Source organism: Streptomyces sporangiiformans, assembly GCF_005768555.2.
GTDB lineage: Bacteria > Actinomycetota > Actinomycetes > Streptomycetales > Streptomycetaceae > Streptomyces > Streptomyces sporangiiformans.
On record NZ_VCHX02000128.1, the window covers coordinates 1 to 20929 of the forward strand.

The window sequence follows — 20929 nt, forward strand, 5'->3', positions numbered from 1 at the left end:
CGGCGCTCGCGCCGGCCGTCGCCCGCGGCGCCCACGCCGACGGGCGTGCCGGCACTCGGCGCCGCCAGCCGTACCAGCAGGCCGTCCTCCGTCCGCACCGCGGACTCCACGGACGGCAGGGCCGCCACCCTCTCCACCAGCGGGTCCGCGATGTCGGCGGCCAGGCCGACGAGGAGGGTGTCGCCGGAGCCGATGATCTCGTTCACCGGGCCCGCCTGGACGAGACGGCCACGGTCCATGACCACCAGGTGCGTGCAGGACTGTTCGACCTCGGCGAGGAGGTGGCTCGACACGATGACCGTGCGGCCGGCCGCGGCATAGCGGATCAGCACCTCGCGCATCTCGCGGATCTGCGGCGGGTCGAGACCGTTCGTCGGCTCGTCGAGGATCAGCAGGTCCGGGAGGCCGAGCATGGCCTGGGCGATGGCCAGGCGCTGGCGCATGCCCTGGGAGTAGGTACGGACGGCGCGGGCCAGCGCGTCGCCCAGACCCGCGATCTCCAGGGCCTCGTCCAAGTGGGCGTCCCCGGGCGGGCGCCCGGTCGCCTTCCAGTACAGCTCCAGGTTCTCGCGTCCGGAGAGGTGCGGCAGGAAGCCCGCGCCCTCCACGAAGGCGCCGACCCGGGAGAGCACCGGGGCACCCGGCCGGATCGCGTGCCCGAAGACACGGATCTCGCCGCCGTCGGGCTTGATCAGGCCCATGAGCATGCGCAGAGTGGTCGTCTTCCCCGCGCCGTTCGGGCCGAGCAGACCCAGCACCTGGCCCTTCTCGACGCGGAAGGAGAGGTCCCGTACCGCGTACCGGTCCGCCGACTTCGCGTAGCGCTTGCTCAAGTCCGTGATCTGGAGCGGGACTTCGGCGAGCTCGGGGTCGGGTGCAGCCGCGCTCGTGGGGCGGCGGCTCGTCAGCAGCAGTCCCAGCGCCACCACGGCACCGGCGAGCGGCAGCCACCACACCCACGCGGGCAGCGGCACGGCCGCGGACTTCACAGCGGGCGCGGTGGGCACGTTCAGCTCGCTCTTCAGCGACACCTTGTACGTCGCCTGAGCCATCGGAGAGGCATAGCCGAGGTCGGTCGAGGCGAGGACCAGACGCAGCCGGTGCCCCTTCTCCACCTCGTGGTCGATGGCGGGCAAGGTGATCCGGGCGTCCTTGCCGCTCTCGACCCGTACGGGAGCGACGAGCTGGGAGGGCAGGACCTGCCGCTGCCCGCCGCCCGGTCCGACGTCGTACACCTTCCCGAACAGCACGGCCTCGCCGCTGGTGGACTCCACGTGCACCGTCGCCGTCGGCGACCCGGTGATCCGCATGTCGTCGCTCAGCGGCCTGGACTCGAAGCTCGCGGACTGTCCGGGGAAGTCGAGCGAGACGCCGACGCCGAGAGACGACAGCTGGGCGAGGCCGCCGGCGCTGCCGAGTCCGGGGAGTCCGGAGACGGCGGGCGGGTTGGCGCCCGCGGGGTTGCTGAACTCCTGCTCACGCCCGGTCAGCGCCACCTGGCGCTCGCCGCTGAACAGTCCGGGGTACGCGTCCCCGCTCGCGCCCCGCAACTGGGCCGCGCCGTCGGTGGAGTCGACGCCCCCGGTGCGGGTGACGCGGAACGCGGGTCCCGTGTCGACGCCCTTCTCGTCCTTCAGATAGCGGTCGAACCAGGAGCCCACGCGCGCGAGCACCCGGTCAGCCTCCATGTCGCCGCCGTCGTGTCCGCCGGAGATCCAGTCGACGTCCACGGGTGCGCCGTTGGCGCGGATCGCCTTGGCCATCGCGTCGGCCTGGCCGAGCGGGAAGAGGGAGTCGGACTGGCCCTGCATGATGAGCGTGGGCACGTTGATGCGGTCGCCGACGGCGGACGGGGAGCGGGAGGCCAGCAGCTCCCTCGCCGCGGCGTCCGGCTTTCCGGACTCCGCGACCCGCTCGTACATCGCGCACAGCCGGGGCTCGAACCTGTCGCAGCCGCCGCCGGAGTTGATGAAGACCCCGGCCCACAGCTTCTTGAACACGCCGTTCGGGAACAGCGCGTCCGCGAGGTTCCAGTACGTGATCGACGGGGCGATCGCGTCCACCCGCTGGTCGTATCCGGCCGCGAGAAGCGAGACCGCGCCGCCGTACGAGGCTCCGGTGGCGCCCACGCGCGGGTCGCCGTCCTTGTCCAGCTCGACCTCGGGCCGCTCGGCGAGCCAGTCGATGAGCTTCGAGACGTCGGCGACCTCGCCCTTGGGGTCGTTCAGGCCGATCTTCCCCGTGGACTTGCCGAAGCCGCGCGCCGACCACGTCATCACCGCGTATCCGTCGCGCGCCAGGGTCTCCGCCTGGGACCGCACCTCCTCCTTGTTGTTGCCGAAGCCGTGCCCTATAAGCACCGCGGGACGGCGGCCGGAGCCCGCGGTGAAGTACGAGGTGTCGATCTTCACACCGCCGCCCATGGCCATGACTCTGTCGGAGCGGTGCACGGGTGGGGCCTCATCCGAGGCGGCGGCCGTCCACGTACCGGCGCCGGCGAGCACGACCACGGAGGCCGCGGCGGCAATCAACCGCCGCGGCCTCCGCAGTACGGCCCCGCGCAGTCGGGGCAGTCGAAGATCCATGCATCAACGGTAAGGGCACCCGCCGACAGCCGAAGCAGACGTCGGTCGGAACCCTCAACCATCCCTCAGGATTACGGGCCCTGTCCGCGTACCGCGTTCGTGGTACGCGCACCGCTCTCGCGATCACGGTCAGTGGTTACGGGGGAACCCCAGATCCACGCCTGCCGGAGCGTCCGACGGGTCGGGCCAGCGGGTCGTCACGACCTTGCCGCGGGTGTAGAAGTGCGTGCCGTCGTTGCCGTAGATGTGGTGGTCGCCGAAGAGGGAGTCCTTCCAGCCACCGAAGGAGTGGTAGCCCACGGGGACCGGGATCGGCACGTTCACGCCGACCATGCCGGCCTCGATCTCCAGCTGGAAGCGGCGGGCCGCGCCGCCGTCCCGGGTGAAGATCGCGGTGCCGTTGCCGAACGGCGAGGCGTTGATGAGGTCGACGCCCTCCTCGTAGGTCTCGACGCGCAGCACGCACAGCACCGGACCGAAGATCTCGTCCCGGTACGCGTCCGACGTCACCGGCACGCGGTCCAGCAGCGAGAGCCCGATCCAGTGACCGTTCTCATAGCCCTCGACGCTGTAGCCGGTGCCGTCGAGCACGACCTCGGAGCCCTGGGCCGCCGCGCCCGTCACGTACGAGGCGACCTTGTCGCGGTGCGCGGCCGTGATCAGCGGGCCCATCTCGGACGTGGGATCGTTCCCCGGGCCGATCTTGATCTTCTCGGCGCGCTCGCGGATCTTCTCCACCAGGGCGTCGCCGACCGCGCCCACCGCCACGACCGCCGAGATCGCCATGCAGCGCTCACCGGCCGAGCCGTACGCCGCCGAGACCGCGGCGTCGGCGGCCGCGTCCAGGTCCGCGTCCGGCAGCACCAGCATGTGGTTCTTGGCGCCGCCGAGGGCCTGTACGCGCTTGCCGTTCGCCGAGGCCGTCGTGTGGATGTAGCGCGCGATGGGCGTCGAGCCGACGAAGGACACCGCCTTCACGTCCGGGTGCTCAAGGAGCCGGTCGACGGCCACCTTGTCGCCGTGCACGACGTTGAAGACGCCGTCCGGAAGGCCGGCCTCGGCCAGCAGCTCGGCGACCTTCATCGACGCCGACGGGTCCTTCTCGCTCGGCTTGAGCACGAAGGTGTTGCCGCAGGCGATGGCCATCGGGAACATCCACATCGGCACCATGGCCGGGAAGTTGAACGGCGTGATGCCGGCGACGACACCCAGCGGCTGCCGGATGGACGAGACGTCCACCCGGCTGGCGACCTGCGTGGACAGCTCGCCCTTCAGCTGCACCGCGATACCGCAGGCCAGGTCGACGATCTCCAGGCCGCGCGCGACCTCGCCGAGAGCGTCGGAGTGGACCTTGCCGTGCTCGGCGGTGATCAGCTCGGCGATCTCGTCCCGGTGGGCGTCGAGCAGCGCCCGGAACTTGAAGAGGATCGAGGTCCGCTGGGCGAGCGAGGACTGGCCCCAGGTCGCGTACGCCTGCTTGGCGGTGGCGACCGCCGCGTCCACCTCGTCCACGGTCGCGAAGGCGACCTGGGTGGTCACGGCGCCGGTCGCCGGGTCGGTCACCGGCCCGTACGTACCCGACGTACCCTCGACGGTCTTCCCACCGATCCAGTGGTTGACGGTCTTCGTCATGTCCCCAAGCTCCTTCACAGATGGCGGCGTCGGGCGGCGCTGTGCCGGTCGTACTCCTCACGCGCCTTGACCGCCGACGGGCGGGTCGCGGTCTCGGCCACAGGTACATCCCACCAGGCCTGGGCCGGGGGTGCGCCCGACACTGTGTCGGCGGTTTCGGTCTCCACGTAGACACATGTGGGAGTGTCGGCCGCGCGCGCCTCGGCGAGGGCGGCCCGCAGGTCGCGCACGGTCTTCGCGCGCAGGACCCGCATGCCGAGGCTGGCCGCGTTGGCGGCGAGGTCGACGGGCAGCGGCCGCCCCGTGTACGTACCGTCCTCGGACTGGTAGCGGTACGCGGTGCCGAACCGCTCGCCGCCCACGGTCTCGGAGAGCCCGCCGATGGACGCGTACCCGTGGTTCTGGAGGACCACGACCTTGATCGCGACGCCTTCCTGTACGGCCGTGACGAGCTCCGTCGGCATCATCAGATACGTACCGTCGCCGACCAGCGCCCACACGGGGCGGTCGGGCGCCGCCATCCGCACGCCGATCGCGGCCGGGATCTCGTAGCCCATGCAGGAGTAGCCGTACTCGACGTGATACTGGTCCCGGGACCGCGTCCGCCAGAGTTTGTGCAGGTCGCCGGGGAGCGAGCCGGCCGCGTTGATCACGATGTCGTCGCCGGTGACCAGCTCGTCGAGCAGGCCGAGGACCTGCGGCTGGGTGGGCCGGGTGTCCGGCTCGTCCGCCTCGTACGCCGCGTCGACCCGGTACTCCCAGCGCTCCTTGTCGTCCGAGTACTCGGTGACGTACGCGGGCTCGGCGCGGTGGCCGTGCATCGCGAGTGCCTCGGTGAGCGCTTCCAGGCCCGTGCGGGCGTCCGCGATCAGCGGCTGACCGGACAGTTTGTGGCCGTCGAAGGGCGCGATGTTCAGGTTCAGGAAGCGGACGCCCTGGGCGGAGAAGAGGGTGCCGGAGGCGGTGGTGAAGTCGGTGTAGCGGGTACCGACGCCGATCACCAGGTCGGCCATGCGGGCGAGTTCGTCGGCGGTGGCGGTGCCGGTGTGGCCGATGCCGCCGACGTCCGCCGGGTGGTCCCAGCGCAGGGAGCCCTTGCCCGCCTGGGTCGAGGCGACCGGGATGCGGGTGGCGTCGGCGAACTCCTTGAGCGCGTCCTCGGCCTCGCTGTGGTGGACACCGCCGCCCGCGACGACCAGGGGGCGCCGGGCATCGCGTACGGCCCTGACGGCGGCGGCCAGCTCCTCCGGGTCGGCTCCCGGGCGGCGGACCGCCCAGACGCGCTCGGCGAAGAACTCCTCCGGCCAGTCGAAGCCTTCCGCCTGCACGTCCTGCGGCAGCGCGAGCGTGACGGCGCCCGTGGCGACGGGGTCGGTGAGCACGCGCATGGCCTGCAGGGCGGCCGGGATGAGCGCCTCGGGGCGGGTGACGCGGTCGAAGTACTTCGACACCGGACGCAGACAGTCGTTCACGGACACATCGCCCGCGTACGGGACTTCGAGCTGCTGGAGGACCGGGTCGGCGGGGCGGGTCGCGAAGATGTCGCCGGGCAGGAGCAGCACCGGGAGGTGGTTGATCGTCGCGAGGGCGGCGCCGGTGACGAGATTGGTGGCGCCGGGGCCGATGGAGGTCGTGACGGCGTGCGTGGACAGGCGGTGCGACTGACGGGCGTAGCCGACCGCCGCGTGCACCATGGCCTGTTCGTTGCGCCCCTGGTGGTACGGCATCTCGTCGGCGTACTCCACGAGGGCCTGCCCGAGCCCGGCGACGTTGCCGTGCCCGAAGATGCCCCAGGTGGCGCCGATCAGGCGGCGCCGGACCCCGTCCCGTTCCGTGTACTGGGCGGCGAGGAACCGCACCAGCGCCTGCGCGACCGTCAGCCTTGTCGTCGCCGTTGACGTCTTCGGCTCTGTCATCGGTAGCCCTCCGTGTGCTCCGGGTGGAAGCAGATCCGCCACTCCCTGTCCTCCCCCGGGCCGGCCATCACGTTCAAGTAGTACATCGCGTGGCCGGGCTGGGCGATGGACGGACCGTGCCATCCGTCGGGGACGAGGACGGCGTCGCCGGTGCGGACCTCCGCGAGGACATCGGTTCCGCCCTCGCGCGAAGGGAATACGCGCTGATAGCCGAATCCGTTCGGGCCTTCGATCTCGAAGTAGTAGATCTCCTCCAGTTCCGTTTCGACGCCGGGCCGGTGCTCGTCGTGTTTGTGGGGCGGATACGAGGACCAGTTGCCGCCGGGTGTGATGACCTCGACGGCGATCAGCTTGTCGCAGTCGAAGGCGTCGGCCGAGGCGAAATTGCGCACCTGGCGGGCGCAGGTGCCGCTGCCTCGGTCTTCGACGGGGACCTCCGGCGCGGGGCCGTAGCGGGCGGGGAGTCTGCGCTCGCACTTCGCTCCTGCCAGGGCGAAGCGGCCTCCCGCGCCGGAGGCGATCTGCACCTGGGCGTCACGAGGGGCGTACGCGAAGTCGGTGACTGCGCTGAACACGTCCTCCCTGCCCAGGAGTTCAAGTGTTTTGTCCTCTATGCGCACGGTAGCGGCGCCGCTCAGCGGAAGCACGATCCACTCGCTGTCACCAGTGGTGAACAGATGTGTACCGCCCGCGTCCAGCTCCACGATCCGCAGGCTGCTGTGCGTCCAGCCGGCCCGTTCGGGGTCGATGTCGAGGGCGTACGGGGCGGTGGCGGTGCTGCCTCGGGGGATGTACAGGCGGCTGTTCGTCACGTCGTCCGTCCTCCGGTCGGTCCTGGGGTCGTCGATGCTGTGGTCGGCAAGGTTCACTGGACGGCCCCCGCCATCAGCGCGTCCTCGACCTCCGCCGGGGTCGGCATGGCCGAGGAGCACTCCAGGCGGGACGCGACGATGGCGCCCGCGGCGTTCGCGTACCGCATGATGCGTTCCAGGTCCCAGCCCGCGAGCAGCCCGTGGCACAGGGAGCCGCCGAACGCGTCGCCGGCGCCGAGGCCGTTGAGGACCTTCACCGGGAGGGGCGGGACCTCCGCCGACTCGCCCTTCTGGTTCATCGCCAGGACGCCCTCGGGGCCCTGCTTGACCACGGCCAGTTCGACGCCCGCGTCGAGGAGCGCGCGGGCGGCCGCGTACGGCTCGCGCTCTCCCGTCGCGACCTCGACCTCGTCCACGTTCCCGACGGCGACGGTGGTGTGGCGCAGGGCTTCCTTGTAGAAGGGCCGGGCGGTGGCGGCGGCCTTGGCGGCGTCGTCGCCGGGCCAGAACATGGGGCGCCAGTCCAGGTCGAAGACCGTCACGGAGGACTTGGCGCGGTGGGCCAGCGCCGCGAGGGTCGCCGTGCGGCTGGGCTCCTCGCTCAGGCCCGTGCCCGTCACCCAGAAGACGCGGGCCCCGCGGATGGCGTCCAGGTCGAGGTCGTGGGCGTCGGTCTCCAGGTCCGGGGCCTTCGGCCGACGGTAGAAGTACAGCGGGAAGTCGTCCGGCGGGAACACCTCGCAGAAGGTGACCGGTGTGGGCAGTCCGGCCACGGGCGTGACCCAGCGGTCGTCGACGCCGAAGTCCCGCAGCGCCTCGTGGAGATACGTCCCGAAGGGGTCGTCGCCGGTGCGCGTGATCACCGCCGTACGCCGCCCGAGCCGCGCCGCGGCCACCGCGACGTTGCTCGCCGAGCCGCCGAGGAACTTCCCGAAGGACGTCACCCGAGCGAGGGGTACGCCTGCCTGCAGGGGGTAGAGGTCAACTCCGATCCGCCCCATGGTGATCAGGTCGTACGCAGTGGAATCCGCGAACTCGCCCATCGAGTTCCTTTCGCTTCGGCTGGGATCCCAGGTCTAGCCGCGCCGCGGGATGCCTGTCAATTGGTTGTCCAGACATTCGGACCAGGCGTTTGGCCTCCGGCGGTTGGGCGGGGGCGCCTGCGGTGGGTGGTCGGGTCGGGGTCGTGTGCCGGTGCGTCCGCCCGTCGCCGCGGGGGCATACGGCCCGGGGTGGGTAAGTCGGTGCGGGTTTCCTGAGACAAGCCCTACGCGACGGGCGATGACGCACCGGCACACGACCCCTCCCGTGGGCGGGCGACTGCGGCTGGGTGCCCCTTCAGGCGCGTGAGCGCGGGTGCGCCCCTTCAGAGATCGCTGGAGAACTGAGGGCGACCGGGTGCGCCCCTTCAGGGGCGCGGGGAACTGCGCGACCAGCCACAACCGACCCGCAGCCGAAAGACGAACCGGGGGGCCTGGGGGCGCAGCCCCCCGTTTCGGGAAGGGGTGGGGTCGGGGGAGGAAAAAACCCGCCCGTGTCACGAATACCCGCCCCGTGTCACACATGTCGCGCATCAGCGAACCTTCCGTCACACCCGGGCGACAAACACCGACCCACGGCCACACCACGTCGTTCACCGAACACAGAACGCTTCGTGATCGCCGACGCAACGCCCACACGCGGGGAGGTGCACCTGATGACCGACCAAACGCTCTGGTCGTACAAAGACATCGCGGCACACATCAGAGTGCAGCCGGACACCGTCCGCTCCTACCGCAAACACGGCCTGCTGCCCCCGCCCGACCACGTGGAGGCCGGCAAGCCCTACTGGTACGCGGACACCATCCGCGCCTGGGTGGCCTCCCGCCCAGGCAACCGGGGCAAAGCACGCGGCAACGACTGACCCACCCCGCTCACCCCCACGGCGCGATGACCGTAACCCCCGCCCCCGGCGCCGACCCCATCGCGGCCAACGCCCCAGGCACAGCGCCCAGCGAAATCGTGGAGGTGACGAGGAGGTCGGGCCGCAGCACACCCGCCCGCACCAGCTCCAGCATCCGCGGATACGCGTGCGCGGGCATCCCATGGCTGCCGAGGAGTTCGAGTTCGAGGGCGATCGCCCGCGCCATGGGAACGGGAGTGGAACCACTCGCCGACGGAAGCAGGCCGACCTGGACGTGACGGCCCCGGCGGCGCAGTCCGTTCACCGAGGCCGCGCAGGTGGCGGGTGATCCGAGCGCGTCGAGCGAGAGATGGGCACCGCCGCCCGTGAGTTCACGTACCGCTTCCGCCGTACCCTCGGTCATGGACGCGTCCACGCACTCCGCCGCCCCGAACTTCCGCGCCAGATCCAGCGCCCGGGGCGAGACATCGACCGCGACGACCCGCGCCCCGCAGGCCGCCGCGATCATCACGGCGGACAGCCCGACTCCCCCGCACCCGTGCACGGCCACCCACTCCCCCGCCGTCACGCGCCCCTGCGTGACGACCGCCCGGAACGCCGTGGCGAACCGGCACCCCAGGGAAGCCGCCGTACCGAAGGACAGTTCCTCGGCCACCGCGACCAGGTTCACGTCGGCGTGGTCCAGGGCGACGTACTGCGCGAAGGACCCCCAGTGCGTGAACCCGGGCTGGGTCTGCCGCTCGCACACCTGCTGGTCGCCCGCCACGCAGGAGGCGCAGCTTCCGCAGGCGCAGACGAACGGCACGGTGACCCGGTCACCGGGGCGCCAGCCCGTCACCAGAGCGCCCACCGCCTCGACGGTCCCGGCGAGCTCGTGCCCCGGCACGTGCGGCAGCGTGATGTCCGGTTCGTGCCCCTGCCAGCCGTGCCAGTCGCTGCGGCAGAGACCAGTGGCCTCGACCCGCACCACCACCCCGTGGGGCGCGGGCACCGGGTCCGGCACCTCCCGTACGTCGGCCGGCTCCCCGTACCGTTCGAAGACCACTGCCCGCATGCGCCCGCCCTTCCGCCCGGAGCCGCCCGGCTGTCACCGGTGCGGACCGAACGCTAAGGGGTACGTTCGCGCGCTCCGGCGCACCCCCCCCCTTGGGAATGTACCCCCTAGGGGTATAGTGTGGGGAGTGTGAAAGGCCCCCCGCGGGCCACACAAGCCCTGAACGCCCCACAGCCCCACAGCCCCGATGAGGAGACCGACATGACCGCGCAGACCGACACCCTGGGCCCCGTGACCACTGTCTACAAGGTGAGCGGGATGAGCTGCGGACACTGTGAAGGCTCCGTCTCCGACGAGATCTCCGAGATCGCCGGCGTCAGCTCGGTGAAGGCCGCGGCCTCCAGTGGCGAGGTCACCGTGGTCTCCGCCGCCCCGCTCGACGAGGCCGCGGTGCGCGCCGCGGTCGACGAGGCCGGATACGAGCTCGTCGGCCAGGCCTGATCACACACCCCCGCGGATCGGGCCGTACCGGCCACCAGTGACACTGGCTCCGTACGGCCCGGTCCGCCGTCTGGAGTCCGGACATGAGCAGCACGGCAATACCACCGACCATGGACGAGGCGCCGCCCGCCGAGGTCGAGCTCACCATCGGCGGAATGACCTGCGCCTCCTGCGCGGCCCGCGTCGAGAAGAAGCTCAATCGCATGGACGGTGTCACCGCCACGGTGAACTTCGCGACGGAGCGGGCGAAGGTCTCGTACGCGGACGGGGTACAGGTCGCCGACCTGATCGCCGTGGTGGAGAAGACCGGCTACACGGCCGAGGAGCCACCGCCTCCGGAGCCGTCGGAGCCTTCAGAACCGTCGCAGGAGACCCACCGGGGCGAGGACGATCCCGTGCTCGCCGCCCTGCGCGAACGCCTGACCGTCTCCGCCCTCCTCGCGTTCCCCGTGGTCCTCCTCTCCATGGTCCCGTCCCTCCAGTTCGACAACTGGCAGTGGCTGTCGCTGACGCTCGCCGCGCCCGTCGTCGTCTGGGGCGGGCTCCCGTTCCACCGGGCGGCGCTCACGAACGCCCGGCACGGCGCGGCCACCATGGACACCCTCGTCTCGGTCGGCACGCTGGCCGCCTTCGGCTGGTCGGTGTGGGCGCTGTTCTGGGGACACGCGGGGATGCCGGGCATGCGGCACAGCTTCGACATCGCCGTCTCCCGTACGGACGGCTCGTCGGCGCTCTACCTCGAAGTGGCCGCCGGAGTCGTCACGTTCATCCTGCTCGGCCGCTATCTGGAGGCCCGTGCCAAGCGGCGCGCGGGCGCGGCGCTGCGGGCGCTGCTCCACCTCGGCGCCAAGGACGTCTCCGTACTGCGGGCGGGGAAGGAAGTACGCGTCCCCGTGGGCCGGCTCGCGGTCGGCGACCGTTTCGTCGTACGGCCCGGGGAGAAGATCGCCACCGACGGCACCGTCGTCGAGGGCATCTCGGCGGTCGACGCCTCGATGTTGACCGGCGAGTCGGTGCCGGTGGACGTGACGGCCGGCGACGCCGTGACGGGCGCGACCGTGAACGCCGGGGGCAGGCTCGTCGTGGAGGCGACCCGCGTCGGCGCGGACACACAGCTGGCGCGGATGGCGAAGCTCGTCGAGGACGCGCAGAACGGGAAGGCCGAGGTGCAGCGCCTCGCCGACCGGATCTCCGCCGTCTTCGTACCCGTCGTCCTGCTGATCGCCGCCGCCACCTTCGGTGCCTGGCTCGGCATGACGGGCGAGCGGACCGCCGCCTTCACGGCCGCCGTCGCGGTGCTGATCATCGCCTGCCCGTGCGCCCTCGGCCTGGCCACCCCGACCGCCCTCATGGTCGGCACGGGCCGCGGCGCCCAGCTCGGCATCCTCATCAAGGGCCCCGAGGTCCTGGAGTCCACGCGCCGCGTCGACACGGTCGTCCTGGACAAGACCGGAACGATCACCACCGGCCGCATGACCCTCCAGGAGGTGTACGTCACGGAGGACGCCGACGAGAAGCAGGTACTGCGGCTCGCGGGCGCCCTGGAGCACGCCTCCGAGCATCCCGTCGCGCGGGCCGTCGCCGCGGGCGCCGAGGAGCGGGCGGGAGTCCCGCTGCCCTCGGCCTCCGCCTTCGAGAACGTCCCCGGGCTCGGCGTACGCGGCACGGTCGAGGGGCACGAGGTGCTGGTCGGGCGGGCGCGGCTGCTCGAAGAGGCCGGTGTCGCGCTGCCCGACGAACTGGCCGCGCCGAAGACGCGGGCCGAGGAGGACGGACGTACCGCCGTCGCCGTCGCCTGGGACGGCGTGGCACGCGGTGTCCTGACCGTCGCCGACGCGGTCAAGGAGACCAGCGCCGAGGCGGTCCGCGAGCTGCGCGCCCTGGGACTCACGCCGGTGCTGCTGACCGGGGACAACCGGACCGTCGCCGCGTCCGTGGCCCGCCGCGTCGGTATCGACGACGCGTTCGTCCACGCCGAGGTGCTGCCGCAGGACAAGGTCGAGGTGATCAAGCGGCTTCAGGCCGAGGGCCGGGCCGTGGCCATGGTCGGCGACGGCGTCAACGACGCGGCGGCGCTTGCCACGGCCGATCTGGGGCTGGCCATGGGGACCGGCACGGACGCGGCGATCGAGGCGGGCGATCTGACGCTCGTACGCGGGGATCTGCGGGTCGCAGCGGATGCGATCCGGCTGTCACGGAAGACCCTCTCGACGATCAAGGGGAATCTCGTCTGGGCCTTCGGCTACAACGTGGCCGCGCTGCCGCTGGCCGCGGCCGGGCTGCTGAACCCGATGATCGCGGGCGCCGCGATGGCGTTCTCATCGGTGTTCGTGGTGACGAACAGCCTCCGACTTCGGGCATTTCGGTGATGTCGAGGTAAGAGCCCCTCTAGAGTCCGACGCGAGCCTCACATAAACTCTTCACAAGGCTCGCGCATCATCCTTACGCTTGGGGTCCGATCGCCATATCGGGTCTCTTGCGCATCTTCAGGACATATGCAGGAGACGCAGATCACAGAGAAGCGAACGTAACCATCGAAGGAGTTCGTGAGTCTAAGTTGGCGATGTCAGAGGCGTCTTGGGGGGCGTGTCTGGCATCGGGAGCGTCTTGGGGGACGTTCCCGGGATTGCGTTGCCGGGGCACGTGCACCGGGGAGCTTTGAGCGGCCCTCCCGTACGTACGCGTCCCGGCAGACCGCACCGCAGCAGTACAGGCAGTTTTGCTCGTTTAGCTCGCAGCGATTCAGGCGCTGTCTCACAGACGCCCGGCCGGATCCCGTGGGGGGAATCCGCACCGGGAACATGGGAAGGCGCCCTGACCTACGGCCCGTGGGGGGACCGTAGCAGGGCGCCTTCCCCCTTTTTTTGGGATTTTTATGGGGCGCCACCTGGCGCCCCATAGGGGCGCGGGGAACTGCGCGACCAGCCCCCCACGACCCGCAGGTCACACACCGGCCTCCGCGCGGAGCGCCGGCGCGCCCCTTTGGCTCACTCGCCGTAGGGCGCCGTCAGGTGCAGTGGGCGCGTCAGCGAGCCTCGACCGGGACGAAGTCCCGCTCCACGACCCCCGTGTAAATCTGGCGCGGGCGCCCGATGCGGGAGCCGGGCTCCTTGATCATCTCGTGCCACTGGGCGATCCAGCCCGGGAGGCGGCCGAGGGCGAACAGGACCGTGAACATCTCGGTCGGGAAGCCCATGGCGCGGTAGATCAGGCCGGTGTAGAAGTCCACGTTCGGGTAGAGGCTGCGCGAGACGAAGTAGTCGTCGGAGAGCGCGTGCTCCTCCAGCTTGAGGGCGATGTCCAGCAGCTCGTCGGACTTGCCGAGGGCGGAGAGGACATCGTGCGCCGCGGCCTTGATGATCTTCGCGCGCGGGTCGAAGTTCTTGTAGACCCGATGGCCGAAGCCCATCAGGCGGACGCCTTCCTCCTTGTTCTTCACCTTGCGGATGAAGGAGTCCACGTCGCCGCCGGAGGCCTGGATGCCCTCCAGCATCTCCAGGACGGACTGGTTGGCGCCGCCGTGCAGCGGGCCCCAGAGCGCGGAGATACCGGCGGAGATCGAGGCGAACATGTTCGCCTGCGAGGAGCCGACCAGGCGGACCGTCGACGTCGAACAGTTCTGCTCGTGGTCCGCGTGCAGGATCAGCAGCTTGTCGAGCGCGGAGACGACGACCGGGTCCAGCTCGTACTCCTGGGCCGGCACCGAGAAGGTCATGCGCAGGAAGTTCTCGACGTAACCGAGGTCGTTGCGCGGGTAGACGAACGGGTGTCCGATCGACTTCTTGTACGCGTACGCCGCGATCGTCGGAAGCTTGGCGAGCAGGCGGATCGTGGAGAGGTTGCGCTGCCTCTCGTCGAACGGGTTGTGGCTGTCCTGGTAGAACGTCGACAGCGCGGAGACCACCGACGACAGCATCGCCATCGGGTGGGCGTCACGCGGGAAGCCACGGTAGAAGTTCTTGACGTCCTCATGCAGCAGGGTGTGCTGCGTGATGTCGCCCCTGAAGGTGGAGAGCTCGTCAACCGTCGGCAGCTCGCCGTTGATCAGCAGGTAGGCCACCTCGAGGAAGGAGGAGCGCTCTGCCAACTGCTCGATCGGGTAGCCGCGGTAGCGGAGGATGCCCTGCTCACCATCGAGATAGGTGATGGCGGATTTATAGGCGGCGGTGTTGCCGTAACCACTGTCCAGCGTCACCAGACCGGTCTGGGCGCGGAGCTTCCCGATGTCGAAGCCCTTGTCGCCGACGGTGCTGTCGATCACCGGGTAGGTGTACTCGCCGTCGCCGTACCGCAGTACTACAGAGTTGTCGCTCACGTCATCCCTCACCGACGTTGTGCCTCTTCTTCGAGGTGCCCTGACTGTCTCTACCATCCCCCATTTGGCGCAGGAGAGTGCACTCGGGGTCGACCATTGGGCCTACTGGCGGCACTCAGTGCCGTCAACTCACTCATCCTGCCCCCCTTCGCTCCGGTTCCGGAAGTGCTCTGTGAGCTTTGTGACTCATTTGATCGATCAAATTTGCCTCACGCGTCGAGAGACCGCGGTGAGAGCCTGAAATCAAGGGCCGTACAGCGTCGTCCCGCAGACACCGTGCGCACCGCCTGACCGATCGCCTTGCGTGAACCGACCAGCACCACAAGCTTCTTGGCGCGGGTGACCGCCGTGTAGAGCAGATTGCGCTGGAGCATCATCCAGGCGCTGGTGGTCACCGGGATCACCACCGCCGGGTACTCACTGCCCTGGGAACGGTGGATCGTCACCGCGTACGCGTGCGCCAGCTCGTCGAGCTCGTCGAATTCGTACGGCACCTCCTCGTCCTCGTCCGTCAGCACCGTCAGACGCTGGTCGTCGAGATGGAGCGAGGTGACTACGCCGACCGTGCCGTTGAAGACGCCGTTCGTGCCCTTTTCATAATTGTTGCGGATCTGCGTGACCTTGTCGCCCACACGGAAGACGCGGCCGCCGAAGCGCTTCTCCTCGAGGTCGGGGCGGGCGGGAGTGATCGCCTGCTGCAGCAGTCCGTTGAGGTTGCCGGCGCCCGCCGGGCCGCGGTGCATGGGAGCGAGCACCTGCACGTCACGGCGCGGATCGAGGCCGAACTTCGCGGGGATGCGCCGGGCCGCCACGTCCACCGTGAGCCGGCCCACCTCCTCCGTGTCGTCCTCGACGAAGAGGAAGAAGTCCTTCATGCCGTCGGTGACCGGATGCCGGCCGGAGTTGATGCGGTGCGCGTTGGTGACGACACCGGACTGCTGGGCCTGGCGGAAGACCTGGGTGAGGCGGACGGCCGGGACCGGGCCGCCCTCGGCCAGCAGATCCCGCAGGACCTCCCCCGCGCCGACGCTCGGCAGCTGGTCGACGTCCCCCACGAACAGCAGGTGCGCACCCGGGGGCACCGCCTTGACCAGCTTGTTCGCAAGGAGGAGGTCCAGCATGGACGCCTCGTCGACCACCACCAGGTCGGCGTCCAGCGGGCGGTCCTTGTCGTAGGCCGCGTCGCCGCCCGGCTTCAGCTCCAGGAGCCGGTGCACCGTCGACGCCTCCGCGCCCGTGAGCTCCGACAGCCGCTTGGCGGCGCGGCCCGTGGGCGCGGCCAGCACGACCTTGGCCTTCTTGGCGCGGGCCAGCTCGACGACCGAGCGGACCGTGAAGGACTTGCCGCAGCCCGGACCTCCGGTGAGCACGGCGACCTTCTTGGTCAGCGCGAGGCGGACGGCCTCCTCCTGCTCGGGCGCCAGCTCCGCACCCGTACGGTCCTTGAGCCATGCCAGCGCCTTGTCCCAGGCCACGTCCCGGAAAGCCGCCATCCGGTCCTCGCCGGTGCGCAGCAGGCGCAACAACTGGGCGGACAGGGAGAGTTCGGCCCGGTGGAAGGGGACCAGGTAGACGGCTGTCACGGGGTCACCGCCGTCGTGGCCCGGCACCCGCTCCCGTACGACACCCGGGTCCTCGCCGTCCTCGGCCGGTGCCGCCAGTTCGGCGAGGCACTCGATGACCAGGCCCGTGTCCACCTGGAGCAGCTTCACCGCGTCCGCGATCAGCTGCTCCTCCGGGAGGAAGCAGTGGCCCTGGTCGGTGGACTGGGAAAGGGCGTACTGGAGACCGGCCTTGACGCGCTCCGGGCTGTCGTGGGGGATGCCGACGGACTGGGCGATCTTGTCGGCGGTGAGGAAGCCGATGCCCCAGACGTCGGACGCCAGGCGGTACGGCTGGTTCTTGACGACGGAGATCGACGCGTCGCCGTACTTCTTGTAGATGCGGACCGCGATCGACGTCGACACCTCGACGGTCTGCAGGAAGAGCATGACCTCCTTGATCGCCTTCTGTTCCTCCCAGGCCTCGGTGATCTTCTTGGTCCGCTTGGGGCCGAGCCCCGGGACCTCGATCAGGCGCTTCGGCTCCTCCTCGATGATCTGGAGGGTGTCGAGCCCGAAGTGCTGTGTGATGCGGTCCGCGAAGACCGGGCCGATGCCCTTGACCAGGCCCGATCCCAGATAGCGGCGGATGCCCTGGACGGTCGCGGGCAGCACCGTCGTGTAGTTCTCCACCGTGAACTGTTTGCCGTACTGGGGGTGGGAGCCCCAGCGGCCCTCCATGCGCAGCGACTCCCCCACCTGGGCACCGAGCAGCGCGCCCACGACCGTGAGCAGATCGCCGCCGCCTCGGCCGGTGTCCACGCGGGCGACCGTGTACCCGTTCTCCTCGTTGGCGTACGTGATGCGCTCCAGTACGCCTTCCAGAACCGCCAGGTTCCGCGCTCCGCTCCCCGCCTGGTTCCCCGCCTGATTGGACATGATCCGACGCTACCTCCGACCTCTGACAACGAACGGAGCCTGTGGACAACTTCATCACGATCCGGTTTCGCCGGTTCCGAGGTCTTGCTCAACAGCCGTGTAATCGATTCCAATCCTCCTCGTGTAATCGATTCCACGAGGAGGTGGGGCCGCGATGGCGAGCATCAAGGATGTCGCCGCCGAGGCGGGTGTCTCCGTTGCCACGGTGTCCCGTGTACTCAACGACCACCCGTCCGTGAGCGCCGAGGCGCGCACCCGCGTCCTCGCCGCCGTCGACGTTCTCGGCTACCGGCGCAACGCGGTGGCCCGCTCCCTGCGCACCGACCAGACCCACACCTTCGGCCTCGTCATCAGCGACGTCCTCAACCCGTACTTCACCGAACTGGCCCGCTCCGTCGAGGAGGAGGCCCGCGCGCTCGGATACAGCGTGATCTTCGGAAACGCCGACGAACGGCCGGAGTTGCAGGACCACCACATCCGCAACCTGCTCGACCGCCGGATCGACGGCCTCCTGGTCTCCCCCACCGACGGCGGCTCGCCCCTGATGCTGGACGCCGCCCGCGCCGGAACGCCGATGGTCTTCGTGGACCGCTGGATCCCGGGCGTGGACGTCCCTGTGGTTCAGGCGGACGGACGGGCGGCCGTCCGCGATCTCGTCGCCCATCTGTACGGGCTCGGCCACCGCAGGCTCGCCATCATCGCGGGCCCGGCGGCGACCACGACCGGCCGCGAACGCGTCGAGGCCTTCCGTGCGGCCATCGCCGAGTACGGGCTCACCCTCCCCGACGACTACATCGGCCAGGGCGACTTCCAGGCCGAGAGCGGGCGGCGGGCCACCGAGCGGTTCCTGGACCTGCCCGAGCCGCCCGAGGTCGTCTTCGCCGCCGACAACCTGATGGCGCTCGGCGCGCTGGACGCCATCCGCGCGCGCGGGATGCGGGTCCCCGAGGACATCGCGCTCGCCGCGTTCGACGACATCCCCTGGTTCGTGCACACCGATCCGCCGATCACCGCGGTCGCCCAGCCGACGGGCGAGCTGGGCCGGGCCGCGGTGCGCGCCCTCGTCGCCCGTATCGAGGGCCGCACCCCGAAGTCCGTCACCCTCCCCGCGCGTCTCGTCGTACGCCGCTCGTGCGGCGAGCCCTCCCCCGAGCCCTCCCCCGAGGCCTCCACCGAGGCCTCCACCGAATCCTCCACCGAATCCTCCACCGAGCCCTCCCCCGCCCCAAGGCCCTCCCCCGCACAAAGGAGCAAGCCGTGAGCGACCCGGACGAGTTGCTGCGCCTCGAAGGCATACGGAAGACCTTCCCCGGTGTCGTCGCGCTCGACGACGTGAGCTTCGACCTGCGCCGCGGCGAGGTGCACGTACTGCTCGGCGAGAACGGCGCGGGCAAGAGCACTCTCATCAAGATGCTGTCCGGCGCCTACCGGCCCGACACCGGGCGCGTCCTCGTCGACGGCGCGGAGGTGCGCATCCACGGGGCGCAGGACTCCGAGCGCCTCGGGATCGCCACCATCTACCAGGAGTTCAACCTCGTCCCCGACCTGTCGGTCGCCGAGAACATCTTCCTGGGACGGCAGCCGCGCCGCTTCGGGATGATCGACCGGAAGAAGATGGAGGCGGACGCGGCCGAGCTGCTGGAGCGGGTCGGCGTGAACGTGTCCCCACGCGCGCGTGTGCGTCAACTCGGCATCGCACGGCTCCAGATGGTCGAGATCGCGAAGGCGCTGAGCCTGAACGCCCGCGTGCTGATCATGGACGAGCCGACCGCCGTGCTCACCTCCGAGGAGGTCGACAAGCTCTTCTCGATCGTGCGCAGGCTGCGCGAGGACGGCGTCGCCATCGTCTTCATCACGCACCACCTGGAGGAGATCGCCGCCCTGGGCGACCGGGTGACCGTACTGCGCGACGGCCGGAGCATCGGCCAGGTGCCCGCCTCGACCCCGCGGGACGAACTCGTCCGGCTCATGGTGGGCCGGTCCATCGAGCAGCAGTACCCGCGCGAGCCGGCCGACCCCGGAGCGCCCCTGCTCTCGGTCTCCGGCCTGACCCGCGACGGCGTCTTCCACGACGTCAGCTTCGAGGTGCGCGCCGGTGAAGTGGTCGGCGTCGCGGGCCTGGTCGGCGCGGGCCGCACGGAGGTCGCCCGGGCGGTCTTCGGCGCCGACCCCTACGACGCCGGGGCGGTCGAGGTGGACGGCCACCGGCTGCCCCGCCACGACGTGGGCGCGGCCCTGGCGGCCGGGATCGGCCTGGTGCCGGAGGACCGCAAGGGCCAGGGGCTGGTGCTGAACGCCTCCGTGCAGGAGAACCTGGGCCTGGTCACGCTGCGCGCGGCCAGCCGCGCCGGCTGGGTGGACCGCGGGGCGCAGCGCACCGCAGCCGCCCGTATCGCCGAACAGCTCGGCGTGCGGATGGCGGGCCTCGGCCAGCATGTGCGCACCCTGTCCGGCGGCAACCAGCAGAAGGTCGTCATCGGCAAATGGCTGCTTGCCGACACCAGAGTGCTGATCCTCGACGAACCCACCCGCGGCATCGACGTGGGCGCCAAGGTCGAGATCTACCAGCTCATCAACGAACTGACCGCCGCCGGCCACGCGGTGCTGATGATCTCCAGCGATCTGCCCGAGGTGCTCGGCATGAGCGACCGGGTGCTGGTCATGGCCCAGGGCCGGATCGCGGGTGAGCTCCCCGCCCACCAGGCGACCCAGGACGCCGTCATGGCGCTCGCCGTGACCACGCACGCACCGGTGAAGGACGAGAAGGAAGAGAAGAAAGAAATGGAGGCCGGCCGTGGCCACTGACACGCTCAAGTCCAGCCCCGGCGCGGGGAACGCCACGGCGGTCCGGCGCGTCCTGCTCGACAACGGCGCGCTCAGCGCGCTCATCGTCCTGATCGTGGCGATGTCGCTGCTCTCCGGCGACTTCCTGACCACCCAGAACCTGCTCAACGTCGGTGTGCAGGCCGCCGTGACGGCGATTCTGGCGTTCGGCGTGACCTTCGTCATCGTCTCGGCCGGCATCGATCTGTCCGTCGGCTCGGTGGCCGCGCTCGCCGCGACCGTCCTCGCCTGGACCGCGACCTCCGAGGGCCTGCCCGTGTGGCTGGCCGTGCTCCTGGCCCTGGGCACCGGCATCGCGTGCGGGCTGGTCAACGGTGCGCTGATCTCGTACGGCAAACTCCCGCCGTTCATCGCCACGCTCGCCATGCTCTCGGTGGGCCGCGGCCTGGCGCTGGTCATCTCGCAGGGCAGCCCGATCGCCTTCCCCGACTCGGTCTCCGCGCTCGGCAACACCCTCGGCGGCTGGCTGCCGGTGCCCGTCCTGGTCATGGTGGCGATGGGCGTGATCACCGCCGTCGTCCTGTCCCGTACGTACATCGGCCGCTCCATGTACGCGATCGGCGGCAACGAGGAGGCTGCGCGCCTGTCCGGGCTGCGCGTGAAGAAGCAGAAACTCGCCATCTACGCGCTGTCCGGCGGCTTCGCGGCCGTCGCGGGCATCGTGCTCGCCTCCCGCCTGGTCTCCGCCCAGCCGCAGGCCGCCCTCGGGTACGAGCTCGACGCCATCGCCGCCGTCGTCATCGGCGGCGCCAGCCTCTCCGGCGGTGTCGGCAAGGCCTCGGGCACCTTCATCGGCGCCCTGATCCTGGCCGTGCTCCGCAACGGCCTCAACCTGCTGTCGGTTTCCGCCTTCTGGCAGCAGGTCGTCATCGGTGTGGTCATCGCGCTCGCCGTCCTGCTGGACACGGTGCGCCGGCGCGCTACCTGAACCAGGGGGTTTCGCCCCC

The 20929-nt window shown here is 70.5% G+C and carries 13 protein-coding genes and 1 pseudogene; 6 read left to right on the forward strand and 8 right to left on the reverse strand.

Annotation, left to right across the window (positions count from 1 at the left end; translation table 11 throughout):
* The 5 genes from FGD71_RS17255 to iolC all read right to left on the reverse strand — a co-directional run.
* Nucleotides 1-2585: alpha/beta fold hydrolase (locus FGD71_RS17255; protein ID WP_162931157.1), on the reverse strand; the 2585-nt coding region annotated here is incomplete at its 3' end.
* A gap of 129 nt (nucleotides 2586-2714) precedes the next feature.
* Entirely contained in the window at nucleotides 2715-4217 is a 1503-nt protein-coding gene (mmsA, locus tag FGD71_RS17260) for a CoA-acylating methylmalonate-semialdehyde dehydrogenase (RefSeq protein ID WP_119101338.1), read from the reverse strand.
* Between the two features lie 14 nt (nucleotides 4218-4231).
* Nucleotides 4232-6133 carry a 3D-(3,5/4)-trihydroxycyclohexane-1,2-dione acylhydrolase (decyclizing) gene (gene iolD / locus FGD71_RS17265; protein ID WP_119101339.1) on the reverse strand — a complete coding sequence of 634 codons (1902 nt, stop codon included), beginning with the start codon at nucleotides 6131-6133 and terminating at the stop codon, nucleotides 4232-4234.
* Nucleotides 6130-6945 (reverse strand): 5-deoxy-glucuronate isomerase, encoded by an 816-nt coding sequence (gene iolB, locus FGD71_RS17270; protein WP_119101378.1) that lies wholly within the window; start codon nucleotides 6943-6945, stop codon nucleotides 6130-6132. The genes iolD and iolB overlap by 4 nt, the downstream gene beginning before the upstream one ends.
* Nucleotides 6946-6998: 53 nt before the next feature.
* Entirely contained in the window at nucleotides 6999-7988 is a 990-nt protein-coding gene (gene iolC / locus FGD71_RS17275; RefSeq protein ID WP_119101340.1) for a 5-dehydro-2-deoxygluconokinase, read from the reverse strand.
* A 653-nt stretch (nucleotides 7989-8641) separates the two neighbouring features.
* On the opposite strand from iolC, the gene FGD71_RS17280 reads away from it, so the two are divergent.
* Nucleotides 8642-8848 (forward strand): helix-turn-helix transcriptional regulator, encoded by a 207-nt coding sequence (locus FGD71_RS17280; RefSeq protein ID WP_119101341.1) that lies wholly within the window; start codon nucleotides 8642-8644, stop codon nucleotides 8846-8848.
* Nucleotides 8849-8858: 10 nt separating this feature from the next.
* On the opposite strand, the gene FGD71_RS17285 is transcribed toward FGD71_RS17280, so the two are convergent.
* A complete protein-coding gene (locus FGD71_RS17285) occupies nucleotides 8859-9902 on the reverse strand; it encodes a zinc-dependent alcohol dehydrogenase family protein (protein ID WP_119101342.1) in 1044 nt (347 codons plus the stop codon).
* Between the two features lie 201 nt (nucleotides 9903-10103).
* On the opposite strand from FGD71_RS17285, the gene FGD71_RS17290 reads away from it, so the two are divergent.
* Together FGD71_RS17290 and FGD71_RS17295 are read left to right on the forward strand one after the other, a co-directional pair.
* A complete protein-coding gene (locus FGD71_RS17290) occupies nucleotides 10104-10343 on the forward strand; it encodes a heavy-metal-associated domain-containing protein (protein ID WP_119101343.1) in 240 nt (79 codons plus the stop codon).
* 83 nt (nucleotides 10344-10426) lie between these two features.
* Nucleotides 10427-12712 (forward strand): heavy metal translocating P-type ATPase, encoded by a 2286-nt coding sequence (locus FGD71_RS17295; protein ID WP_119101344.1) that lies wholly within the window; start codon nucleotides 10427-10429, stop codon nucleotides 12710-12712.
* A gap of 656 nt (nucleotides 12713-13368) precedes the next feature.
* Here FGD71_RS17295 and FGD71_RS17300 read toward each other — a convergent pair.
* Both FGD71_RS17300 and recD2 read right to left on the reverse strand, forming a co-directional pair.
* Nucleotides 13369-14658, reverse strand: a complete 1290-nt coding sequence (locus FGD71_RS17300) for a citrate synthase (RefSeq protein ID WP_119101345.1) — start codon at nucleotides 14656-14658, stop codon at nucleotides 13369-13371.
* 209 nt (nucleotides 14659-14867) lie between these two features.
* On the reverse strand, nucleotides 14868-17138 hold the full coding sequence (gene recD2, locus FGD71_RS17305) for an SF1B family DNA helicase RecD2 (protein ID WP_119101346.1): 2271 nt from the start codon (nucleotides 17136-17138) through the stop codon (nucleotides 14868-14870).
* A 154-nt stretch (nucleotides 17139-17292) separates the two neighbouring features.
* On the opposite strand from recD2, the gene FGD71_RS17310 reads away from it, so the two are divergent.
* The 3 genes and pseudogenes from FGD71_RS17310 to FGD71_RS17320 form a co-directional block, all read left to right on the forward strand.
* Nucleotides 17293-18399 (forward strand): LacI family DNA-binding transcriptional regulator, encoded by a 1107-nt coding sequence (locus tag FGD71_RS17310; protein ID WP_119101347.1) that lies wholly within the window; start codon nucleotides 17293-17295, stop codon nucleotides 18397-18399.
* Complete coding sequence (locus tag FGD71_RS17315; protein WP_119101348.1) at nucleotides 18396-19943, forward strand: sugar ABC transporter ATP-binding protein; 1548 nt, start codon at nucleotides 18396-18398, stop codon at nucleotides 19941-19943. Before FGD71_RS17310 ends, FGD71_RS17315 begins: the two co-directional genes overlap by 4 nt.
* Nucleotides 19933-20904, forward strand: a pseudogene (locus FGD71_RS17320) (ABC transporter permease); the annotation flags it as partial. The gene FGD71_RS17315 and the pseudogene FGD71_RS17320, both read left to right, overlap by 11 nt.
* Between the last annotated feature and the right edge of the window lie 25 nt (nucleotides 20905-20929).